The organism is Methanoregula formicica SMSP, assembly GCF_000327485.1.
GTDB classification, from domain to species: domain Archaea; phylum Halobacteriota; class Methanomicrobia; order Methanomicrobiales; family Methanospirillaceae; genus Methanoregula; species Methanoregula formicica.
This window is the reverse complement of record NC_019943.1, coordinates 1,950,123-1,970,702: the sequence shown is the minus strand read 5'-3', so window position 1 is coordinate 1,970,702 and position 20,580 is coordinate 1,950,123. Positions and strand designations below refer to the sequence as shown.

The following is a 20,580-nucleotide window of genomic DNA, read 5'->3' as shown; positions in this document are numbered from 1 at the left end:
GATAAGTCACCGAAACATTTTCTGACATGCAAAAACGATAGTTAGATTGATATCATAATTGAGAGTATATTTGATAGTATAAACGCTGGAATTTGAGAGTGTGTATGTGATATCATGAGGTTGGAAGATCCGGTAGCTCAAGAAATTACCCGATTCATATCGGAAAATGCACCCGTCCGAACAGGTGTGTTAATTAAAAAAATGCAGGTAGAACATCCAACAACTCCCGGCAAGTATAACGGATACTCCACGGCTCAAATTTACCGTCAGTTGGATTGGTTGAATAAATCCGGGATAGTATCAAAAATTACTGTCGAAGAGGTAAAGGCATACGGCATAAATGAGACCAACCCCAATGCGGTATATCTGGTTCTTACCACGACAGATAAAAGAAAAGTACACCTCGATCATTTATTCAATACATTCGATGAGCAGGACAGTGATGAAAAGAAAGATACCCTCGACGAATTCAACGTCTATGCCTCGTCATTCCTCTTGACCCCGGATCGTCTCGATGCCCTTACTCAATTTTTTACCGATGCTGACGAGGAATTAACGTCCAAGCTGTTGAACATCTTTTACAACCATCAGAGATTCAATAAGATTGAGCCAAGCAACACATGCGATTTTTTGGACATACTCCACGATTTATTGAAAAAATACCCAACAGGATTATCGATAGACCCAAATTTCAGACGTAATCTCATTTTCCTGTTAAGTCACTATCAAGATCCTATCATTATCGAACAAATAAAATTCGACCTGAAACACGGGCTTCTTACACAATACAAAGAGCAATACCTCGAAGCTGCCAGCATCATTGATCAATATAGTGAAGAACTGTTTGAATGTTATCGGGAATTACGACGGAAAGCCAAGCCGGAACAAAGGCAGGCTCTTTTGGAACTCATTAAGTCGGCCGTCAAAAAATCAAGTAATCCCAAAGTACGAGATGATAATTTCGCAGCCCTCAATTCCTCGCCATTACCAAAAAATCTGAAGATTAAGATGCCCAGATTAGGAGGGAGACGATGAGATTCCTTCTCCTGAACGGTCACGGCATCGATATGCACGTTGACGGCGCCAAATTGTTCATAAGAGACGGGCGATTTACGACAAAGGAAGAGCCTAAGCAATATTGTTTCACCCCGCAGCGGATTGACATTAGTAGTATCGTGATTTATGGCCGGAGCGGGAACATCTCGATAGAGGCGATCCGGTGGCTCATCAAACACGGCATCCAGATCACGATCATGAACTGGGACGGGAAATTGCTTACAACAATGCTCCCCCCGGAAAGCGTACAGGTAAAAACCAAGTTCGCTCAGTATCGCGCTTTCGAAGATAAAAAACTCCGTTTGCAGATAGCCCGACAGTTCATCGACGCAAAATTTGAGAGGACGCACCTGGTATTAGACTACTTACACCAGCGATACCCCGACGTTGAAACCGATTTCTCTAGCGAGTCAGCAAAGTTAACTAAGGTAACAACCATCAAGGAATTGATGGGGGTTGAAGGTGTCGTTGCCGTCCATTATTGGGATCAGATCCAGAAGGTAATCCCGGATAGATTGGAGTTTACGAGTCGGTGTGTTGGCAGGACTAATCGCCCTCACGGTGCTGCTGATACTGTCAACTGTATGCTGAATTATGGGTATTCCCTGCTTGAAGCCGAATGTCTGCGAGCGATCAATAGTGTTGGTCTCGATGCTCACGTTGGATACCTTCATGAAATGGCAATTGGGAAAAACAGTCTTGCGTATGACTTCCAAGAGTTATTCCGATTCATTGTTGATCTGGCCGTGATCAATTTGATCGAGGCTGATCGGATGGAGAAGAAGGACTTCATCCGTACTGATAACTACACGTTGAGATTGAGATCAACAGGTGCAAGGAAAATCACCGATGAGATCAACGGATGGCTCAACAAATCCGTTGTTTATCAGGGTAAGGAATCAGCATGGGATTATGTGATCTTCCTCAAGGCGCGGGAGTTGGCACATTTCCTTGTTGATAAACAAAAACACCTTGATCTAGTTAGTCCTGATTATGAGATCAACCGGATGGATGCTGATGAGATCCGGAAAAAGATATTGAGCATCCCCTATACTGAATGGAAGAAACGCGGATTCTCTAAAGGGACTCTGCATTACATGAAGAAAAACGCCGAGGGCGATCAACCATTTACCCTCAATAAGCATGTAATGACACGGCTTGATCGGTGGGATCAACCCGCTGATAAATGTGGATCAACGGTTGATGGGATGGATTGACCACATCATATAATCTAAAACGAGCATCTTTATCTCGAATATTTCCTAACTAACTGATATGACACTTAATTTAGGGCAACCGACAATTGAGAAAATATTAGAATATTCAGAAAGTCTTAATTGGCAAGTTCCAAAATTTCAAAGAGATTTTGTTTGGACTCAAAGTCAAGTTAAGGATCTATTAACTTCAATTTTCAATAACAGGCCTATTGGATTGATTACGTTATGGGAACAACCACAAAGTAAAGCCCATACAGATTTTGAACCAATAAAAATTGAAAAGGACTCCTTTTTTAAAAATACAGATAAAAATCCTGCAAAAATTAGTCTGATATTAGATGGCAAACAAAGAATTACTGCATTAGCTATTGCCTTTGGAAAATTACGACCCCCTGACAGAAGGTATAATTTTCATGGTGATTGGTTTTTAGATCTCAATGAGAGTGAAGACTCTGATGAGATTATCGTTTATAAGAAAGGAACGGAAATCGATGCAAAGGGATGGGATTCTTTAGCAAATTGTGTTCGAGATGGTTTAATTCCTTTACATAGATATGAAGACTTTCCAGAAATTAATCAAAAAATATACGTTGCTGATTTTTATCCCAATGGCACTTTGCCTGAGAAAACTGAGTTAGAAAAGCGAGCAAAGAGATTCAGTAAATATTTTATAATTTTTACAACGTTCCAAATCCCAACTGTGGATTTATCTGAATCTATTGATATGAAAACTGTTTGCGAAATTTTTAATTATTTAAATACAACTGGCACCCGAATTTCAACGTTTGATTTGATTCATACTTTAGTTTACAAGAATACAGATGGGACATTTAATTTACGAGAAAAGGTTCAGGCGTATTCCGATGATTATTATTCATTAAAGTTTTTTATCGATGATGATCGTAGAGATTTCTTTTGTCAAATGGTAACTGGATGCTACTTGAGTACACCTTCCCCGGTATGCAAATCAAAAATTACTGACAAAGTTACCTCGATTAAAGGTGGTGATTTATTAGAAACACCTGAGAGTTTCTATGTTACTATCGATCAAAATATCTCAAAAATTGATGGCTATTGCGCTCAATTCTTTTCAGACATTATCGGATCAGAATATTATCTCAAAGATGTCCCATATCCAACTAGTTTAATTATCTATCTTTCATTACGGTGGCAGCAAGAGCATCACTTATCGCCAGAACAAAAATATTCAATTACTGATTTAAATCGGCTCTTTAAAGCATTTTATTGGCGAAATATTCTTACACAAAGATATGATCAAGGATTTTTAACTCAACTTTCTGCGGATATTAAAAAATTAAAAGAAATTCTCATTACCAATAAAGGCAGCCCGAATTGGATTGAACAGTGTAATTCCGAACTACACACTCACTTCATGAAAAACAATTCTCAAATTTTAACAAAAGAGAATATTGAGGAGATTCTACTAAATCACGAGATTTATGGCGCTATTAGACAAGCCCTCTCCATTTTTATCTACAATACAATTAAAAATGACATAATAAATAAAACATATCTTGATAGATTTACTCAAGAAAAAACACAAAAAGTCGAGTTACATCATTTTTATCCCCAGGATTGGTGTAAAAATAATCGTGGTAGTTATGATATTTTAACAAAAGAAAAGGTATACAATTGTTTTGCGAATTTAATTCCGATGACCGCTGATTCAAATAAAAAATGGAAAGCAAAAAGCCCCGCAACTGCGATTAAAGAATTTGGTCTTTCTACCACCGAAAATAAAGATCTATTTCTGAAAGCATACATTCCAGAAGAGATTTTTAATCAGTTATTACAATCTGATACAGATCCAAAAGAATTGTGGAATAAGCGGGCAAAATTATTAGCCGAAAAAATATTCGAGTTGCAGCTAGTAAAATAAATTAATCTTTTTATGCTTTTTTCAATATGTTTTTGAATATCTATCCGGTAATATGACGCAGAGATCGCAGGTGTTGATTGGAGATCATTTCAACGGATCAAAAGACGGATTCAGATGAAGAAAACAATCAACATCAAGACCATGGCAGTTAGGAGATTGTTAACCGCCATAACTATTACGAATCGCCCGGTTCATTAGAATGTGAGTGAAAAGAAAAATAATTTCCATAATATTATCTTATTATAGCACCTTTTCTCTTTTTGTTGGCAGTAAATGAGATTTGATTTATTTAATGAATACACTCCTGGCGAAATTACCGAGGCCATAAATAACTGGGTAATTCTATGGGAGGAAATTGCATTGAATTTGTCCTATAATCCCTATGAATTATTTTTTACATCCCCTCACATTTTACTTCTCGATATGGTCGAGGAAATAAATTATAACAAATTGCAATTTCAAAATACTTGGAACTCCTTTAAAACTCAATGCAATTATATTATTGAATCGGATCCGGTTATAGAGAAATTCTTTAAACCCGAGTTCATTTTACTATCAAAACAATTGCAAAATCCAAAATTTCCCGATTACATCTTAACGTTATGCAAAGATATTTTGAAGAAGTTTGAAAATGGGGTTTACTTTCAGAAAAATCACGAAATGCTTAAGGTCATTCTATTAAACCCAACATTTTCAGAGCAGAACAAAAAAGAAATTTTGATTCTTTCACAAAATTTAATTTTGGAATTATTCCTTAATGGTTATGATCTAGAGACAATAGCAAAAATGCCATTAAAAATTTTCTCCAAGTACGAAATAATTCAACTCAATTCTGGCAAACAAGGGTCTGCACCTCCGGAAAATGATCCTCAAAAATCAATTGTTCATACAGATTTTCCTGTAACCATAAAAGCAGAAAATTACGAAACTGAGGGAAAATTTGATGATTCTGGCTACTTTTCGGCAGTAAAACAGGAGATGGATCAACTCACAATAGAATCTAGGATTGATGCACTTAAGCCCTTTTTTAATAAGGAGAAAGAAGAGGGAACATTTATTTTTGAGATTGAAGGTTTGATAGATAATATTGATTTAACCATAGGAAATGTAAATTTTTATTCACCGCATCTTAAACAATTTAGTTTTAAGGAAAAGGAAATAACTGAAAAAAATGGCAGTCCAGAACTATTTAATAAAAAACCCGATGATCGATTTATTAATGCGGCAATATCGATATCATGCCGCGACATTCCGTTTGGAAAAACTCAAGCAATAAACCAGATCGATAAAGCATTGAATATTTTAAGATTATACGTTCATTCAGATACGCCGTTTAGAATATTATTTAATTCATTTTTAGTTGTAAAGAATGGCCGTCTCTACAACCAAAGTTTTGGGCTATCTAAAGACCACCATACTTATAAAAAGATACATTCTGCAAATTTGAAGGATTATCCCGGTATTCGTAACAATCCCTATTTTGTAAATAGTTTGAACAAATTGTTTTTTGAAGACCCATTAAAAAATAACGCCGATATAAAAAATATGAATCTATCCCTTTTCTGGTTTAGAAGGGGATCAGAATCAACAAATTTTGAAGATAAACTATTGTATTATTGGATATCAATCGAAAATTTATTTAATTTCTCGTCTGAAATGGTGGTCTCAAATAAAGGGGAGAAACAAAAAAAGATTACAATTATCAAAGAACTAGCACCTTCACTAATCATTTATCATGACCTGGAACAAAACCCAATTAATTTACTTTCTACATTATGGAGTGATTACAATTTTTATCGAGTATTTCCATCAAATCCGTTCTCAAAAATTACTCCTGAGACCCTAAAATTATGCCAACTGGATTTGAAACCTGGAGAACCAATCAACCCAAAAAAATTCATTACTTCATTACCGAGGTTGAAATCTGAGGTATCCGCTTATTCATATGAACATAAAATTGAATATTCTAACCGTCTTTTTAATGACAAAATTTTTGCGAAAAAACAAATTGAGAGGATGGAATCTCAACTTCTTAATGAAATAGATAGAATTTATCGATACCGAAATTTTATTGTTCACAATGCACATTCAGATAGTCTAATTCTACCGTTTTTCACAAAAAAGACTGAAAGAATAGCCACAATTTTACTTGGTTTGATGTTAAATGGAATGATTGCAGAGAATGGTAAAAATTCATTTGATATAATTTTCGATAAAAAATCTCAACTCGATCAGATTCGAGCGAAATTAAACAGTGGAAACAGTGTTGACCTTTTCAGCTTACTGCATCCGTAAAATTTTTCTAGACTTATCCAGACATTTTTTGAAAAAGCGCGCCGCACTTGCGGAGCCTTCGCTGTTGAGTGAACCAGTTTTACAAGAGTGGCATTTTTTCGGGATAACTATTACCCCGCATACGTTTCTTCTGAATCGCCCCTTCAAGTATAATACCATCGGTCGATGCGTATTATCACTCGCCCCTCCGGTATACCGGAATCATGCCGGAATCATGCCGGAATAATTTTGAAAAATTAGCCATATTTTCCGGAAAATCGTCCTTTGCTGGCGTAGAAGCGAGTACCTGCCTAGGCCGGCTATGCCGGAACGTGCCGGAATCATGCCGGAATATTTGGGGTGCCTCTGAAAGGAGTGGAAATAATCCTCATTTTGAAAAAATATCAGAGAAGATTTGTATTTGAAATCGTGTTTTCAATGGCTTGATCCGGTGTCTATCGGGAAGTGGCGGAAGCCTGGATGAATAACGTACCGTGTGAGTTTTCCCAGTCCTTGCTTGACAACCACATTGAGCCCCACGAGCTCCGCTAGGTCCTTACGTGCCGTCCGTTCATGGCAATTAGCCACATGGACATATTGCAATGTCGTGATTGACTCGTGCGTTTTCAAATACTCCATTGCCTTTTTCTGACGGTCGTTCAGCAGCTCAGGCCGCTCAAGAATCGCGTTTACCGATGAGCGCCGGAATGTCACCATGAAATCATCATCCTGTTCGTGGAACTCCGGTTCCGGTGCACCGAGATCCCGACAGACCCGGATCATCTTCGTCGTGCCAGATCCCCATCGCTCAATATACTTGATCCGGAACAGCAGATCCGCGATGAGCCGGTTTCTTGGCTTTGAGCTGTGCCGGCGCTTCAGTGACTCGATCGTGAGTGTTGGAGGGAGCAGCCCGGGATTCAGAATCTCCAGCGAGTTCGCAAAGATGCTGACCTGAACGTTCCCTGCCGATTGATAGTCCCGATGACAGATCGCATTGATCACGGCCTCCCGGAATGCATCAGGAGGATACTCCCAAGACTCCTCCCGTTCGAACTTCTCCTGCGGCATCCATGCGGCTTTAGCGATATTGTCCCGGATGAATAACTCAGTCTGATCAATCTGTGCAACAATCGCACCTCCGATGACCTTCATATTTGTATATGGCTGGGTTACATCATCACCACGGAATTTCGCACAGCGTATCTCTGCAGAAGTTATGAACCTCTGTGGACTTTTACCAAAAAAGAGGATGGCCGCATTCGTCGGAGTGCCATCTTTAAGAAGTTCGAGGGAGTCGAGCGCAGTTTCAACCGGAGTATCTGGATCCAAATCGATCAGCCGGACCTGCCGAGCCCGGGTCAGATAGGCCTTCACTAGGGCCGGATCGATATCACCCAGGGTTGCACCGGTACAGATATCGCGGTCCCATGCGTACCCCTGACGCTCCAGAATAAGGCGGGTGAGTACATCCGGGGGCATCTTCACGCTCTCACTACCGCTTCGGATGTACGGAATGCTATCAACCATATAGGGCTTATGCGTCCCTTCACCGATGGTCACTTCGATGATAGACCGCCCCCCTTCAACTCGTTCGCGGATTTCAGGTATAATGTCGGGTTTGAGTCTCTGTCGAATTTTTTGGGAGATTTTTAGAAGTGTGGAATCGGTGACAGTGAGACCAACTACGCGACCATCGGGTCTAATACCAAAATAAAGACTGCCGCCACGGTGGTTCAGAAATGCACAAACATCGATCAGGGCAGCATCCAGTTCAGCAAGGGAGGCCTTCAGTTCTATAGTCTCTGATTCCTGATATCTCATCGCGGGCAGTTCTGGACTCATGGAATTTCACGAGGTATTCTGATCCGATTGTTTGATGCCGCCCCATAAAAAGGTAGTATCTACGTTATGCTGGAATTTCCTCATCAGATGCACCAACCTTAACATTTATGTTAATTTTGGTGTACTAAAGGGGGAATCTTACCTTCATATCGCGCAATCGTGGTACATATCGCTAGATGGGCGTTAGGGGGGCCTTCAATCTCTCATCCAGTTCTTCCTTGGTAAGTGACTTGAAGTGTTCAAGCTCCTCAGGTGACATTTCATTGACAAGGTGCCATGCAACTTTTGCTGCACCAATGGCCAGGATATCGAGTGTGGTGTCATTTATCGGAAGTTCTTTTGCCGTGGTTATCTTGGGTATTGGATCTGCATTCCGGCTGATTCCTGCGGCTTCATCACGGATCCATTGCGGGATCTCGCAGATATCCGTGAGTTGATATTTTTCTATGAGGAGAATCCGATCCTTTGCATCAAGCTCTTCGACATTTGCTCCTATCACGGCCATCATCCATTCGCGCAGGTTCTTATCGCGATTCATCCCTGAAACCGAGTAGAATTCATCAAGGAAATTCACCCAGCGAGCGGGCAGTTTGACGTTTAACTCAGCCATTTTTTCCCTTGCCATGATCAGGCCTCCGCAACCTCTCCAGATTTCAGGAGTGTGTAGAGTTCGTCAGCTTTCTCCAGATCCTTGCCATAGATCCAGCCATAATCCGCTTCAAGCAGACACTTGATGCTATCCTGAATGTAGCCTGCAACGTTAACCGGCTTGTCATTCCAGCGTTGCCATTTCTCGATGAATTTCACATAGTCGTCCGGAATATCAATTTCGATCTTTGTCATTTTCTTTCACTCCATTAAACCGGAATTTATCCGGAAAGGAGATCTTCGCGCGTGAGGAAATCAACCGGATCAAATGTGGTTTCACCTGCGGAGAAAGCACTATCGGGGCTCTTCGTGACAAGTTTCCTTTCCCTCTTGAAACAACTATTGAACGAAGAGGAGCGTTTACAAATGATTATGTTGCGTTTGTCAAAAACCGAAGAACTGGGAAACCCGTTGCTGAAGTGAGTATGAGTAATGAGGGAATTTTTACAGTAAACCGGGTTGCAATTTCAAAGGATGCTGTTAGTCGAGTAGAATTAGCAAAAACCAAAGATGGATCTGAAGGAATCTTCTCACACAAACGAACCACAGAAACTTATGATATAAAAAACGGGGCGTTAACACATGTAACAAAGATGGAAAAAAGAGGATTGTTCTCTCAAAATTGTGTTGCGGAGACAACCAATAAACGCGAGCCAGGAACAGGAAAAGCCGTTACCCGAATGAAAAAAATTGGAAGTTTCTTTCATTCAATGTCCGAGTATGGCTGTAAATAATAAAATCACTCGCACACTTGTTGTTATTGTATTGCTCTTATCGTCAGTCCTTATCGCAGGATGCACGAGTGTCAGCATCGCCCCAGTGCAGCCAGTGCAAACAGGGCCGATGATAGATGAAAAGGGGCATTGCGTAGTGGTAAACGAGGACCAGATACCGAGACCTTGTACGGGCCGCGAAAGGTATATTGCCAGCGTGGACGAGCTCAACTAAGGCCAGAGACGAAATCTTTTAACCCCCTATCTTTTCTCACCGCTATCGTTGCACAAGTCAGATCTTTTCAAAGACAAGTCAATCACCTTCTTCTGAAGTTGGTGCATACCTTCAACCAGATGGATCATGCATTTATACCAATGAGAACGGCGAGAAATCCCCCTGCACCCCCGAACAGAGAGTAGATGCGTTTTTGAAAGATGCAAAATGATATTTGATGATAATACTACTTTGGTTCCTGTTGATACAATTTTTAATCTTCCATTGTTCCCTGAAATAGGTATCATCCTATTTCACCAGTTTCTAAATGATAATTAGTACATTTTTGTCAGCTGAATTCACCTGATAAATACGGAGAATTACAGACGTTTTGTTCTCTTTCAAACAGTACTCCAAAACTATCATTTTAGTTAATCCTTGACTATCTTCACTTTTTGTTAATATCCTCTCTCGCGCTGTTTCCGATCAAAACCAGCGTGCGAGTAGCTATCGACTGAAAACTTTATTTACTCCAAGTGCAGAAATAGCTGCGTAAAATGGAGGTTTTGTCATGAAAGGCAAGGAAAACAGAGATTTGACCTCCAAAAAAGAGCACCCATCCCCCGCACTTGTTCTGCAGCGTTTTTTAAGAAGCCTTGGCTATCCCGATGTGATTCTCACATCCGCTCAGTCCATCATTGAAGCCAGATCGTCATAAACCCGGTACATCGTGCCGTCTGACATCAGCGCGATGATCTCCACGCGGTCTGTGCCTTTCGATCCATCAAGAATGATCTCGGTGATGCCCTTGAGCGGCAAAATCATGCCTGTTGCCACCGATCCGTCAGGATGGGTGACCTTCACGTCCGCGCTTTTGATGCTCCCGTGCCCGGCGCTGCCGGCAAAGGTCACCAGGATCTTTGCGGTGATCGGGCTCTTCTGGACCTGGAAGTAGAGTTTCTGGCCGGAGGGGATAGTCTGTGTCGGCTGGGGCACGAGTGCGCCGGCCCGGTAGGGAGTAGGCGTTGCCGTGGGCGTACGGGTAAGGGACGGAGTATCTTCGATGATGGTCACGCTGCTCTGGGAACCCGCATTATCCCCGGAGGTGAGGGAGGGGAGCGCAATGAAGATGACCGCTGCAACGATGACTGCTGCCGCCAGCCCGGCCACCAGCAGCCCGGATCTACCTGCCCGCGGCTTTTGTGCCTTTTTCTCCTGCGGCCGGTCCGGGGAGAGGAGCAGGGCATCGTCGACCTTTGCACCGGATCGCTCCGCAGGAGACGTTGGAGCCGTGGTCGATCTCTTTGTCTCCCGCTGTTTCCGTGACACGCCCGGGGACCTGCGATGCGATTCCAGCGTCGCGTCCGGATCGTATTCCTTCCCGTACAGCTCCAGCAGTTCATCGGTGTCCGGCTCTATGATCTCCTGCGAAGACCGTTTCCGTGCCTTCTTCCGTGCCGGGCGTGTCACCTCCGCGGGAGTGTCGTCATACTCTTCTTCCGGTTCCTCTTCTTCATCCAGGTCCGGCACTTCTTCCGATTCCGGCTCCTCAGCCTGTTCTGGTTCTTCTTCCGGTTCTGCGTACCGGTGAGAAACCTTCTTTTTTATTGGGATGACCTCTGCGTCCCCGGCCTCTTCCGGGGAATCATACACAGACTCCTCCGCTGCATCATCCGGGGAAGGTTCCGCTACCGCCCGTTTCACCGTAACGGTCTTCACTTCCTGCGCCAGTTGTGCCGGTGTGCCCGACCCTGATCCGTCCCCCAGCACCAGCGGCCCCCCGCAGAGTTCGCACTGTTCCTTGAAGTGAACGAACTGGGTACCGCATTTCGTGCAGGTGAAGAGCGCCGGTATTTTCGCACCGCAGGCCTCGCAGAATTTATCGCCGGGTTTCACAGGACTACTGCACGCGGGACAGGCGAACTGGTCCTTTCCTGGGGGAGCCGGATCCTGCATGGAACGCAGTTAAACGTATACCCATAAAAAATGGTCGCTTCTCCGGGGGCAGCACCCGGCATTTGGGGGGATTGTTACACCACGGGAGACTGGGGTGGTGTCAAGGTGGGCGCGCCGCACAATCCTTATCAGGAGAAAATCACCATTCACCCGTATGGCATCGCAGGAACGAGGGGGGGCCAAAAAGAGAAGACCCGTTGAAGAAGTCCTGCCGGGGATGCTTGCCCGGGCCCTTGACAAGAGGGAGGACCTTATCCTCACATTCGAAACCGATCCGGATTCCGGTGCAGAACGCATGTACGCCATGACCGGGCAGTTCGTATCGGAGTGCATGCTCCGCAAGCTGATCGGGAAGGCAGAGTCGCAGCGTGACGAGGGGAGTGTCCTGCTGAAGCAGCGGCTGTCAAAACGGCGCTAACATGAAAAGCAGGATGTAATCATCATAATTTAAAATCATGATATTGTATGCCCGAATGTTCCGATGGTATTCTGTCACTTGGAATCAAGCAGAATATTGCAGGGAATTCCATATCCCCTGCAAGGAACAACTCGTATTCTCACACGGAGATGGATGAAGAGATAAAGAAATGGTACAGGACATCTGTTCCCGGAATCCAGAAAGAATACCCGTTAAATTTAATCACTGGTGACATAAGAAACACCAGCAGTACCTGCCATGCAAAAACCGTTATCAGCAGCAGAGGAAGCGGGAGATCAGATATCCAGTCAGCTTTTCGTCCCAGACTATGATAGTATGTTACGATAACGATGGAGAGAATGATCTCTCCTGATACAAGAATGTGAAATAACTTATAATAGTTGAAGGTAAATGTGCTGAAAACTGAAAAGACAAGGATTGATGTAACTATGATCAGAGGGACGAGGATAATACTGAGGCCCGCTGTATTGACTATCAGTTTTTTTGGATGAGCAAGCAGAGCGGTTTTTTTAAGCAGGATCATACTTACAAGAACCAGGGGCAGGTACATAAGAGAAAAATATCGTATATCCGGTGATCCACTTGCCCAGTTTGTATTCATATCATGGAAAATGCGGAAATACGCAAGGAAGATTGCGAATATTGCAACAAGAAGGAACACAGTGATCCTGGTATTGTTACCGGAAATCGAAGTTCCATCCTCTCTCTTCCAGAAAAACAGAACGGGGGCCATAACCAGAGCGATAAGCGCCACCGGACAAACCAGAAAAACACCGCTACTTCCGGTTGCGGGGAAGAACAGGATTCCCAGGATGTCTTCAGGATTTAGATTTATAGTGAAGATGTACTGACCAACCGTAGTGATGAGATCTCCGACTACGACCAAGGGATTTGTGGTTACGATGGTATTACTCGTTACAACTTGGCTGCTGATTATAGTAGAGGGAACTTCCATCGTTTTTATAATGGTACTTCCGGATATCGTCTTGTCATGATACAGCAGAACTGGCATAAGGGGATTTCCGGTTATCAGCAGGTTATTAATAAAAAACGGGATGGCACCAAGTCCCGTAAAAAGGATTGCGCTTATTTGGCTGCATGCATGTTTTACTGACACCTTTGATTGCTGAACCCGGAATAGGATCACAGCGATAAAGAAAATGCCGGTGCACAAGAAGACGGAAAAACCTGCTTCGGGCCGTAACCAGACAAGAACGCCAATGAACAGGAAGCCGCAGGCAGCATCCCGGTACCTGTATGATTGTAAATAACGGATAAAAAAGTAAAGAACAATAGCAAACACAACGGCAGATGCAATATGGTCCTTACCGGTTGTTCCCCAAAAAAAATAGGATGAACATGCCGCCACAGTGAGCGTTACAAAGAGTGCCTGAAGACGTCCATCGAAAATACGGCGCCCGATAAGGTAGGTTATGGTAAGGAGAAATGCAAATAAGACATGGTTGGTGAAGCAAACCGCGGCCACTTCTACCGGAGCATCGGGAGTTGAATAGACAAAGGGGGAATAAACGAACAGGTTCAGCATGAATAACAGGATGCCTGCAACAGCTCCCAGGATAGTGATCCGGATTGATCTTAGTGATGCATATTCAGGAAAGCGATGGGAAACTAAAAAAGCGATCAAGAATGGTATACAGGCCCAGGCGGCAACCAGGGCAAGGCGGAAATTATCTCCCCAAAAATGGATCAGTTTCATTGACGGCAGGGAAATAAGTGGCAGTGCAACCGAGTATTTCAGGAGGTTGTTGAGTTCCGCAAAATACGGTGCAGGAGTGCCGTTCTTATAGACGCCATATTTTCCTTCATTGAACGTGATCTGGTGTCCGATGTCCAACTGGTGAACCTGGTTCACCGGAATCCATTCATCGTTCAGGTACAGACCCGGAGAAGAGAGAGCCGTGATGATGAATAATCCCGTCAAGAAGAGGATAATACAGATTATGGTATCCTGACTTAAACCAGAGAAGAACCTCATTCCCACCGTTCCTCCCCTTTGGGGGACGCCTTCTGGGCCTTCTTCCTTCTTCACTCTATTTTTCTTACTCAAATCCTTCGTATTGGAGCTCACGATCTCACCAGTTCGGGATATTGGCCGTCCGATTGTAAGTGTTCCGAAATGGCCCTATTAAATTCTTGCCATCTGTTACCCTTTGGATTCATGAGAAAGAATGTGTAAGAGCCTCTTTTGTCTCGTTCATGCGGTTAATGGTGAAAAACATAGTTGGACTGCTCGTAACAAGATGACAGCCCGGATGGTTATACTTTCACCCCCCGCCAGCCTTTCCTTAATACGATCCGGTCGCGGTCTTATAGATCATGGAATGCCAGTACACCAGTTGTTATGTTACCTGCCACCGCTGCAGCCATGCCTGGACCTACATGGGAATCCGGCTCCGCTCGCTCCAGCGTTCGAAAAAACCGGTCACAGTGGGCTGCCCGCGCTGCCATGCCAAGGTCGCGATGCAGATAAAAGAGGCCCGGTGATGACGGATAACGGATCGTTACGTCCTTGTCTAAAAGGGACACGGGTGCGGTTATCGCTCAATCAGCCGGATGTGTTCCGCGGTCTTCTCCGCGAGCGCATTCCGTCCCTGCAACCGTGAGACATCGGAGATTGCTTCGAGTACGTGGACCGAGTCCTCCAAAAATGAAAGGATATCCGTAGGGAAGACCTCGATACCGTACTCGTCCTGCAGGTAGGATGCAATCTGCTTGTGGTCGAGCCCGTTCTCGCGGAGCTCGATGACTTTCTCCGCGAATTTCTTCTCCGGGCAGCCGCAGAGCGGCGAGTCCTTGCACGTACAGCGGAGGAAGTCGTTGAAGAAAGCGAGGATCTGTTCCCGGACGCCATAGTCCAGGGCATCGTAATTGAGCCGGGAGCAGAGGGTCTCGAGCATGGTTCCCGAAAAAGCAAGCTCGGGGAGGCGATACCCCGCGAGCCGTTCGAGTTTCTTTGCGTGGCGGAACCGTGCCCGGTCAGCGATCAATCGTCTTCCCCGGTGGACTCATCGAAGTTCTTCAGCGATGTCATTGACTCGTTGATCCGCTCGCACTCGATAAGCCACTCGTCGAAGAGGGTCGGGTTCTCAAGATCGTCCTTGACGTACTTCCCGCAGCAGGCGGCGCCGTCGATGACTGCGGCCGCGATGTTGGATGCGGTCTCAAGGGCAAGTTCCATGTCCTTGTCGATCTGGTCCTTCCCCTTCTTCACGAGCGTCTTGATGTCCTTGTCGAACTCGCCAGAGAGGTATTTCCGGGTGCCGGCAAAGAGCACTAACTTGGGAAGCTGGAGGATCTGGACCAGTTCGCCAAGATTGCCCTCGGGAGGAGTGCACATAACGATCGCTTCAACAGCCGCAAGCTTATCCAGGGCCTCGTCACGGGTGAACCGCTTGTTCTGGTAGAGCTTGATGATCTTCAAGACCTCGATGGTGATGTCGACCGAGAACCCGTCAAGGATCCGGAAACCCTCGGGCATCTCGTCGCTTTTACCGTCATCATCAAAACTTGCCTCCGACAATGTCTTCAGCCAGTTGTCCCACCGCTCCTGGTTGTAAAAGATGTAAAACAACTTGAGCGGCTCTTCTTCAACTTTTTTTGTCGCCTTCTTCGCCATTTCAGTACACTATTCACTCCCGTGATTAAATGATTTCGGCTTAAGGTCGAAGACCTGAAGCCGGAGAAGAACCCTGATGGATTCTTCTCATCCTCATGGTTCTGATGAACCACTCGGATTTCGAAGCATGGCGCCAGCTCCATCCTCATCCACCAGGTCTGATGACCTGTCACCCTTCGAACTAAGATTTTTCGTCGGATAATGCCCCGCGACCAAATGGATACCGCCCCCCCTCTCCCGAACGGTTATCACCCTTCAACAGCAATTATTCCGGGACTATGCCAAAAGCCCGCGATCACCCGGCACAGGAGACCCTCGTCATGGCACGGTACGGGGAACTCTTCTTGAAGAGCGAACCGGTGAAACGCCATTTCATCGGCATGCTGCTGCGCAATATCAGGAAAACCGTTGGCGCCGCCGGCATCGAGTGCCGGTACGAGACACCCCGGGGACGGATCCTGATCTATGGTGGCGAGCCGGAGAAGGTCGCGGGAATCGTGTCGCGGGTCTTTGGGATCATCGATGTGAGCACCTGCCACCGCACATCAGCGGATCTTGAGGATCTGAAGGAGGCTGCACTTTCGCGGGCAAAAAAGCATCTCTCAGCGGGTATGAGTTTTGCCGTCCGTGCAAAGCGCCAGTACAAGACCGGCCTCACGAGCCAGGAACTTGGCACGGAGATCGGGTCGTTCATCTACGACAACATTCCCGGCCTCTCTGTTGACCTTGATGATCCGGACTACGAAGTCTTTGTTGAAGTCCGGGACTTCGGCGGGCTCGTGTATGACAAGCGCATTGCCGGGCCGGGCGGCCTCCCGTGGGGTACGCAGGGGCGGGTGCTCGTCCTCCTCTCTGCAGGGATCGACTCCCCCGTTGCATCCTGGCTCTCGATGAAACGCGGCTGCGAGATCACGCATCTCTATCTCGATGCCGGGCGTTGGGCGGGAACCGATGTGACGGCCGCAGCGATCGAGAACCACCGCAGGCTCTCGCTCTGGTGTTCCGGCAACCCGGTGCCCCTTGTGATCGCAGACAGCGAACCGCTCTTCGATGCCATGAGCCGGCAAAAAGTCCAGCCGCGGTACCGGTGCGTGATCTGCAAGCGGTTCATGCTGCGGGCGGCTGCCCGGCTGATGGCCCATGAAGGCGCCCTCGCGGTGGTTACGGGCGAGAACCTCGGGCAGGTCGCGTCCCAGACGCTTGCGAATCTTGGTGTTGTCGCGGAGGCGGCAACTGTCCCCGTACTCCGGCCGCTCATCACGTACGACAAGGAGGAGACCATCATTGTTGCCCGGAGGATCGGTACGTTCGATGCAAAGCCGGGCGACCTTGCCTGCCGTGCCGTGCCGAAGATGCCGGCAACGAGCGCCGTGCTTGAGGAAGTGAAGGAGATCGAGCAGCGGATGGAGATCGAAGACCTTGCTGCTGCGGCCTGCGACGGCCTCCGGTTCGTGACAGCACTGGACGGAACGATCACGGAAGACTCTGCCGCACCGCGGGAGTGATCGCGGGCCGATCCCGCCGGGTATGAAGCCTGACAAACGAAAACCGGCATATCGTTTTCTTCTTGAGTCCGGCGAACTCCCGGAGCGTGCGGACCGGGCAGATTCCCTCCTCTCTTCCTGCACGGTCTGCTCGCGGAAGTGCGGGGTAAACCGGCTGGATGACGAGAAAGGTTTCTGCCGCACGGGTCTCCTGCCGGTTATCTCCAGTTACGGCCCGCATTTCGGCGAGGAGCCCCCGCTGGTCGGTACCGGCGGTTCCGGCACGATCTTTGCCACGCACTGCAACCTTGCCTGCCGGTTCTGCCAGAACTCTGACATCAGCCAGTGCGGGAGGGGGAGCGAGATCATTCCCTCACAACTGGCCGAAATCATGATCCGGCTCCAGGACGCCGGCTGCCACAACATCAATCTCGTGACGCCCTCGCACATCGTCCCGCAGCTGATCCGGAGCATCAGTAGTGCTGCAGGACAGGGCCTCAGCATCCCGATCGTGTACAATTCCGGGGGATACGATTCCGTTGAGACGCTCCGTCTCCTGGACGGGATCATCGACATCTACATGCCGGATGCCAAGTACGGCAGCAACGCCATAGCTGCGGATCTCTCCCGTGTCCCGGATTACGCGGATGTCATGATGGCGGCAATCCGTGAGATGCACCGGCAGGTGGGCGATCTTGTCATTGAAAACGGCATCGCGGTCCGGGGGCTCCTTGTCCGCCACCTGGTTTTGCCGGAGAACCTTGCCAGAAGCGATCTCGTGCTGCCCTGGATTGCGGATGAGATCTCGCGGGAAACGTACGTGAATATCATGGACCAGTATCATCCGGACTGGCAGGTTTCTGGCCGGACCGAAGCGAAGTACCCTGCACTGCGTCGCGGGATCACCGCAGATGAATTTGCCCGGGCCGTCAGGATTGCCCGGGATGCGGGGCTGCACCGATTCCCCGATCTGTGATCAGAGCAGATTCCGTGCTGTTGCGATTACGGTCTTCATCGCTTTCACCCGGGCAAACCACTTGTCGTCCGATTCGACCACCGTCCAGGGCGCGATATCCGTGCTGGTCCGGGCCAGCATCTCGTCAACAGCCTCGTCGTACTGGTCCCACTTCTCGCGGTTCCGCCAGTCCTCGTCCGTGATCTTGTACACCTTTTTGGGATCGGATGCCCGTTCTTTGAACCGCTTGAGCTGTTCGTCCTTGCTGATCTCGAGCCAGAACTTGACAATCCCGCCGTTTGAGGAAGTGACAAAGTCCTCCTCCATCTCGTTGATCTCCTGGTACGCCCGCTGCCACGCGTGCTCGGGGCAATAGTTCTCCACCCGCTCAACGAGTACCCGCCCGTACCAGCTCCGGTCGAAGACCGCGATGTCGCCGCCGGGAGGGAAATACTTGATGAACCGGCGCAGGTAATGGTACTCCTTCTCGTGGGCCGTGGGCGCCGAGACGGGAACGACGTAATAGCCAAGCGGGTTCATGAACCGCGTGAGCCGGGTGATATTGCCCCCTTTTCCCGCAGCGTCCCAGCCTTCGTACACGATGATGAGCGGGATCTTCCGCTTGAAGAGGACGGAGTGCACGTCCAGCATCTCGGCCTGCAAACTTGCGAACTCTGCCTGGAGGTCGTCTTTCTCAATCCCTTTCTCCGGTGCGGAGCGCCGCCGGGTTGAATTCTTCCGGGTTTTTGCCGGCTCTTTCTGTTTCCCTTTCTTCTGTTTTCCCCCGTTTTCAGCCTCGGCCTCCGCACGTTTCTCCAGCGTTTTTATGATCGTGCCAAAGACTTTCAGGATCGCATACCGTGTGTCAGTCCCCTCGACCAGTGTCCAGGGTGCGTACTCCGTGTCGGTCTTTGCAATGAACTCATCGAAGACGGGGAGCGAATCCTCGTAGTGCCGGTGGAGGTTCCAGGTGGACGGGGTGACAAGCCATGCGGTGCGCGGGTTTCTCTCCCGCTCTTCAAGCCGCACTTTCTGCACGTCCTTTGCAATGTGCAAGAAGAATTTCAGGATGATCGTCCCGTCGTCGGCAAGCATCCGCTCGAACGTATTGATCCGTTTCACCCGCCCCTTGAGGGACTTCTCCCACGCATGTTTCTGCCGCATCTCGGATATCGTGCGGCTGTACCAGGAGCGGGCGAAGATTGCCATCCGCCCCCGGGACGGTGCCCTGAGCCAGAACCGCCAGAGGAACGGCCGGCCCCGCTCCTCCTCGGTCGGTTTTTCGATGGCATGGAGCGTGTACCCGCGGGGATCGAGAGCGTGGACGATCTCGTGGACGACCCTTGTGATGCCCGAGGCGTTCCACCCTTCGATGACAATCACGGTCGGGACTTTCTGGTCGCGGAGGGTTCGCTGGAGGACGGCGAGTCTATCCGTGTACTCCGCGAGTGTTTTCTCGTACTTTGCCTCGTCCGTTGTTTTCGTGAGATCGAGTTTGTCGAGCAGCATGAGTGGTCACCCATTCGCCCTGCGTGCACAGGGCCGGCCGGTTTTTAGTGTCCGTTGGGCATTGGGGGAGATAAGGGTTTGTGGGGAGAGATGGGGAGGTAGTAGTTTGTGTTGGGGGATTTTACCATGTGAATGGTGAAGGTGGTGGCGTGGGGCGCTCTCTCCCGAAATCCGGATAGCACCCGACCCTGAAATATCGCCCATTGTACTCGTATAACGCTGCCTGCAGGGGATTGCATTCCGGCTCGGGACTTTTTATACAGGCCAGGTTCCGGAAATCAGAATACTGGCGCTGGTAATCTTTGAAAGCTGCAATGGATCTGTGGCCACCCCGCCATTTTTGGGTCAGCCGGGATTCATCCATCATCACTTTCTGATATTCGGGAAACGGTTCCAGATCATCGGAAGTCAGGTGGACGATCGTAGCGTTGGGACTGATGAAGTCGGGAATCACTCGAAGATAATCCGGATGCACTTCATCAATCATACAATAATCATAGTGCGGTCGTTCTGTCGGTGAGGCCACGGGACTTTGTTGGGTTGTAGGCTCAGCAGGAGTGGGCTGGAGATTTTTTTGTGGCGGACTCTGCCATTCTTCAGGATGGAAGAATGCGATATAAATGATAAGACTCCCGGCAAATCCGATGAATACAAGCGCGAGAGAAATCGCGATTTTATGTTGTTTGAACTCGGAAAATTTCATAGATCGATCGCTTCTTTTCAACGAGATTTC

18 protein-coding genes are annotated in these 20,580 nt (G+C 47.3%); 9 read left to right on the top strand and 9 right to left on the bottom strand.

Features of this window, described 5'->3' with window-relative positions; genetic code table 11:
* Positions 1 to 114 precede the first annotated feature (114 nt).
* The 4 genes from METFOR_RS09880 to METFOR_RS09865 all read left to right on the top strand — a co-directional run bounded on the left by METFOR_RS09880 (position 115) and on the right by METFOR_RS09865 (position 6,468).
* The gene (locus METFOR_RS09880) at positions 115 to 1,035 is read left to right on the top strand and encodes a hypothetical protein (protein WP_148277661.1); all 921 of its coding nucleotides are present in this window, start codon (positions 115 to 117) and stop codon (positions 1,033 to 1,035) included.
* Positions 1,032 to 2,273 (top strand): CRISPR-associated endonuclease Cas1, encoded by a 1,242-nt coding sequence (gene cas1 / locus METFOR_RS09875; protein WP_015285994.1) that lies wholly within the window; start codon positions 1,032 to 1,034, stop codon positions 2,271 to 2,273. Before METFOR_RS09880 ends, cas1 begins: the two co-directional genes overlap by 4 nt.
* A 58-nt stretch (positions 2,274 to 2,331) precedes the next feature.
* The gene (locus METFOR_RS09870; protein WP_015285993.1) at positions 2,332 to 4,173 is read left to right on the top strand and encodes a DUF262 domain-containing protein; all 1,842 of its coding nucleotides are present in this window, start codon (positions 2,332 to 2,334) and stop codon (positions 4,171 to 4,173) included.
* Positions 4,174 to 4,446: 273 nt separating this feature from the next.
* Positions 4,447 to 6,468, top strand: a complete 2,022-nt coding sequence (locus METFOR_RS09865; RefSeq protein WP_015285992.1) for a hypothetical protein — start codon at positions 4,447 to 4,449, stop codon at positions 6,466 to 6,468.
* 414 nt (positions 6,469 to 6,882) lie between these two features.
* Here the strand turns inward: METFOR_RS09865 and METFOR_RS09860 are convergent, their stop codons facing one another.
* The 3 genes from METFOR_RS09860 to METFOR_RS09850 form a co-directional block, all read right to left on the bottom strand.
* Entirely contained in the window at positions 6,883 to 8,292 is a 1,410-nt protein-coding gene (locus METFOR_RS09860) for an ATP-binding protein (protein WP_015285991.1), read from the bottom strand.
* A 172-nt stretch (positions 8,293 to 8,464) separates the two neighbouring features.
* Entirely contained in the window at positions 8,465 to 8,917 is a 453-nt protein-coding gene (locus METFOR_RS09855) for a hypothetical protein (protein ID WP_015285990.1), read from the bottom strand.
* A 2-nt stretch (positions 8,918 to 8,919) separates the two neighbouring features.
* Positions 8,920 to 9,135 (bottom strand): hypothetical protein, encoded by a 216-nt coding sequence (locus METFOR_RS09850; protein WP_015285989.1) that lies wholly within the window; start codon positions 9,133 to 9,135, stop codon positions 8,920 to 8,922.
* Here METFOR_RS09850 and METFOR_RS15395 point away from each other — a divergent pair.
* Complete coding sequence (locus METFOR_RS15395; protein WP_148277660.1) at positions 9,129 to 9,674, top strand: hypothetical protein; 546 nt, start codon at positions 9,129 to 9,131, stop codon at positions 9,672 to 9,674. The two genes, METFOR_RS09850 and METFOR_RS15395, sit on opposite strands and share 7 nt — an antisense overlap.
* An 880-nt stretch (positions 9,675 to 10,554) precedes the next feature.
* Here the strand turns inward: METFOR_RS15395 and METFOR_RS09845 are convergent.
* Positions 10,555 to 11,823, bottom strand: a complete 1,269-nt coding sequence (locus METFOR_RS09845; RefSeq protein WP_015285987.1) for a zinc ribbon domain-containing protein — start codon at positions 11,821 to 11,823, stop codon at positions 10,555 to 10,557.
* A gap of 154 nt (positions 11,824 to 11,977) precedes the next feature.
* Here METFOR_RS09845 and METFOR_RS09840 point away from each other — a divergent pair, with 154 nt between their 5' ends.
* On the top strand, positions 11,978 to 12,241 hold the full coding sequence (locus METFOR_RS09840) for a hypothetical protein (RefSeq protein ID WP_015285986.1): 264 nt from the start codon (positions 11,978 to 11,980) through the stop codon (positions 12,239 to 12,241).
* Between the two features lie 139 nt (positions 12,242 to 12,380).
* On the opposite strand, the gene METFOR_RS09835 is transcribed toward METFOR_RS09840, so the two are convergent.
* Positions 12,381 to 14,351, bottom strand: a complete 1,971-nt coding sequence (locus tag METFOR_RS09835) for a glycosyltransferase family 39 protein (protein WP_048110930.1) — start codon at positions 14,349 to 14,351, stop codon at positions 12,381 to 12,383.
* Positions 14,352 to 14,599: 248 nt separating this feature from the next.
* Between METFOR_RS09835 and METFOR_RS15610 the strand changes: the two genes are divergently transcribed.
* A complete protein-coding gene (locus METFOR_RS15610; RefSeq protein ID WP_015285984.1) occupies positions 14,600 to 14,767 on the top strand; it encodes a hypothetical protein in 168 nt (55 codons plus the stop codon).
* 50 nt (positions 14,768 to 14,817) lie between these two features.
* Here the strand turns inward: METFOR_RS15610 and METFOR_RS09830 are convergent, their stop codons facing one another.
* Together METFOR_RS09830 and METFOR_RS09825 are read right to left on the bottom strand one after the other, a co-directional pair.
* Entirely contained in the window at positions 14,818 to 15,270 is a 453-nt protein-coding gene (locus tag METFOR_RS09830; RefSeq protein ID WP_015285983.1) for a DUF5814 domain-containing protein, read from the bottom strand.
* Entirely contained in the window at positions 15,267 to 15,899 is a 633-nt protein-coding gene (locus tag METFOR_RS09825; protein WP_015285982.1) for a DUF2150 family protein, read from the bottom strand. Before METFOR_RS09825 ends, METFOR_RS09830 begins: the two co-directional genes overlap by 4 nt.
* Before the next feature lie 278 nt (positions 15,900 to 16,177).
* Here METFOR_RS09825 and thiI point away from each other — a divergent pair, with 278 nt between their 5' ends.
* Both thiI and METFOR_RS09815 read left to right on the top strand, forming a co-directional pair.
* A complete protein-coding gene (gene thiI, locus METFOR_RS09820) occupies positions 16,178 to 17,404 on the top strand; it encodes a tRNA uracil 4-sulfurtransferase ThiI (RefSeq protein ID WP_015285981.1) in 1,227 nt (408 codons plus the stop codon).
* 22 nt (positions 17,405 to 17,426) lie between these two features.
* Complete coding sequence (locus tag METFOR_RS09815; protein ID WP_015285980.1) at positions 17,427 to 18,359, top strand: radical SAM protein; 933 nt, start codon at positions 17,427 to 17,429, stop codon at positions 18,357 to 18,359.
* Here METFOR_RS09815 and pap read toward each other — a convergent pair whose 3' ends face one another.
* Together pap and METFOR_RS09805 are read right to left on the bottom strand one after the other, a co-directional pair.
* Positions 18,360 to 19,847: a polyphosphate:AMP phosphotransferase gene (pap, locus tag METFOR_RS09810; RefSeq protein WP_015285979.1), complete on the bottom strand. Its 1,488-nt coding sequence runs from the start codon at positions 19,845 to 19,847 to the stop codon at positions 18,360 to 18,362.
* 121 nt (positions 19,848 to 19,968) lie between these two features.
* The gene (locus METFOR_RS09805) at positions 19,969 to 20,550 is read right to left on the bottom strand and encodes a hypothetical protein (RefSeq protein WP_015285978.1); all 582 of its coding nucleotides are present in this window, start codon (positions 20,548 to 20,550) and stop codon (positions 19,969 to 19,971) included.
* Between the last annotated feature and the right edge of the window lie 30 nt (positions 20,551 to 20,580).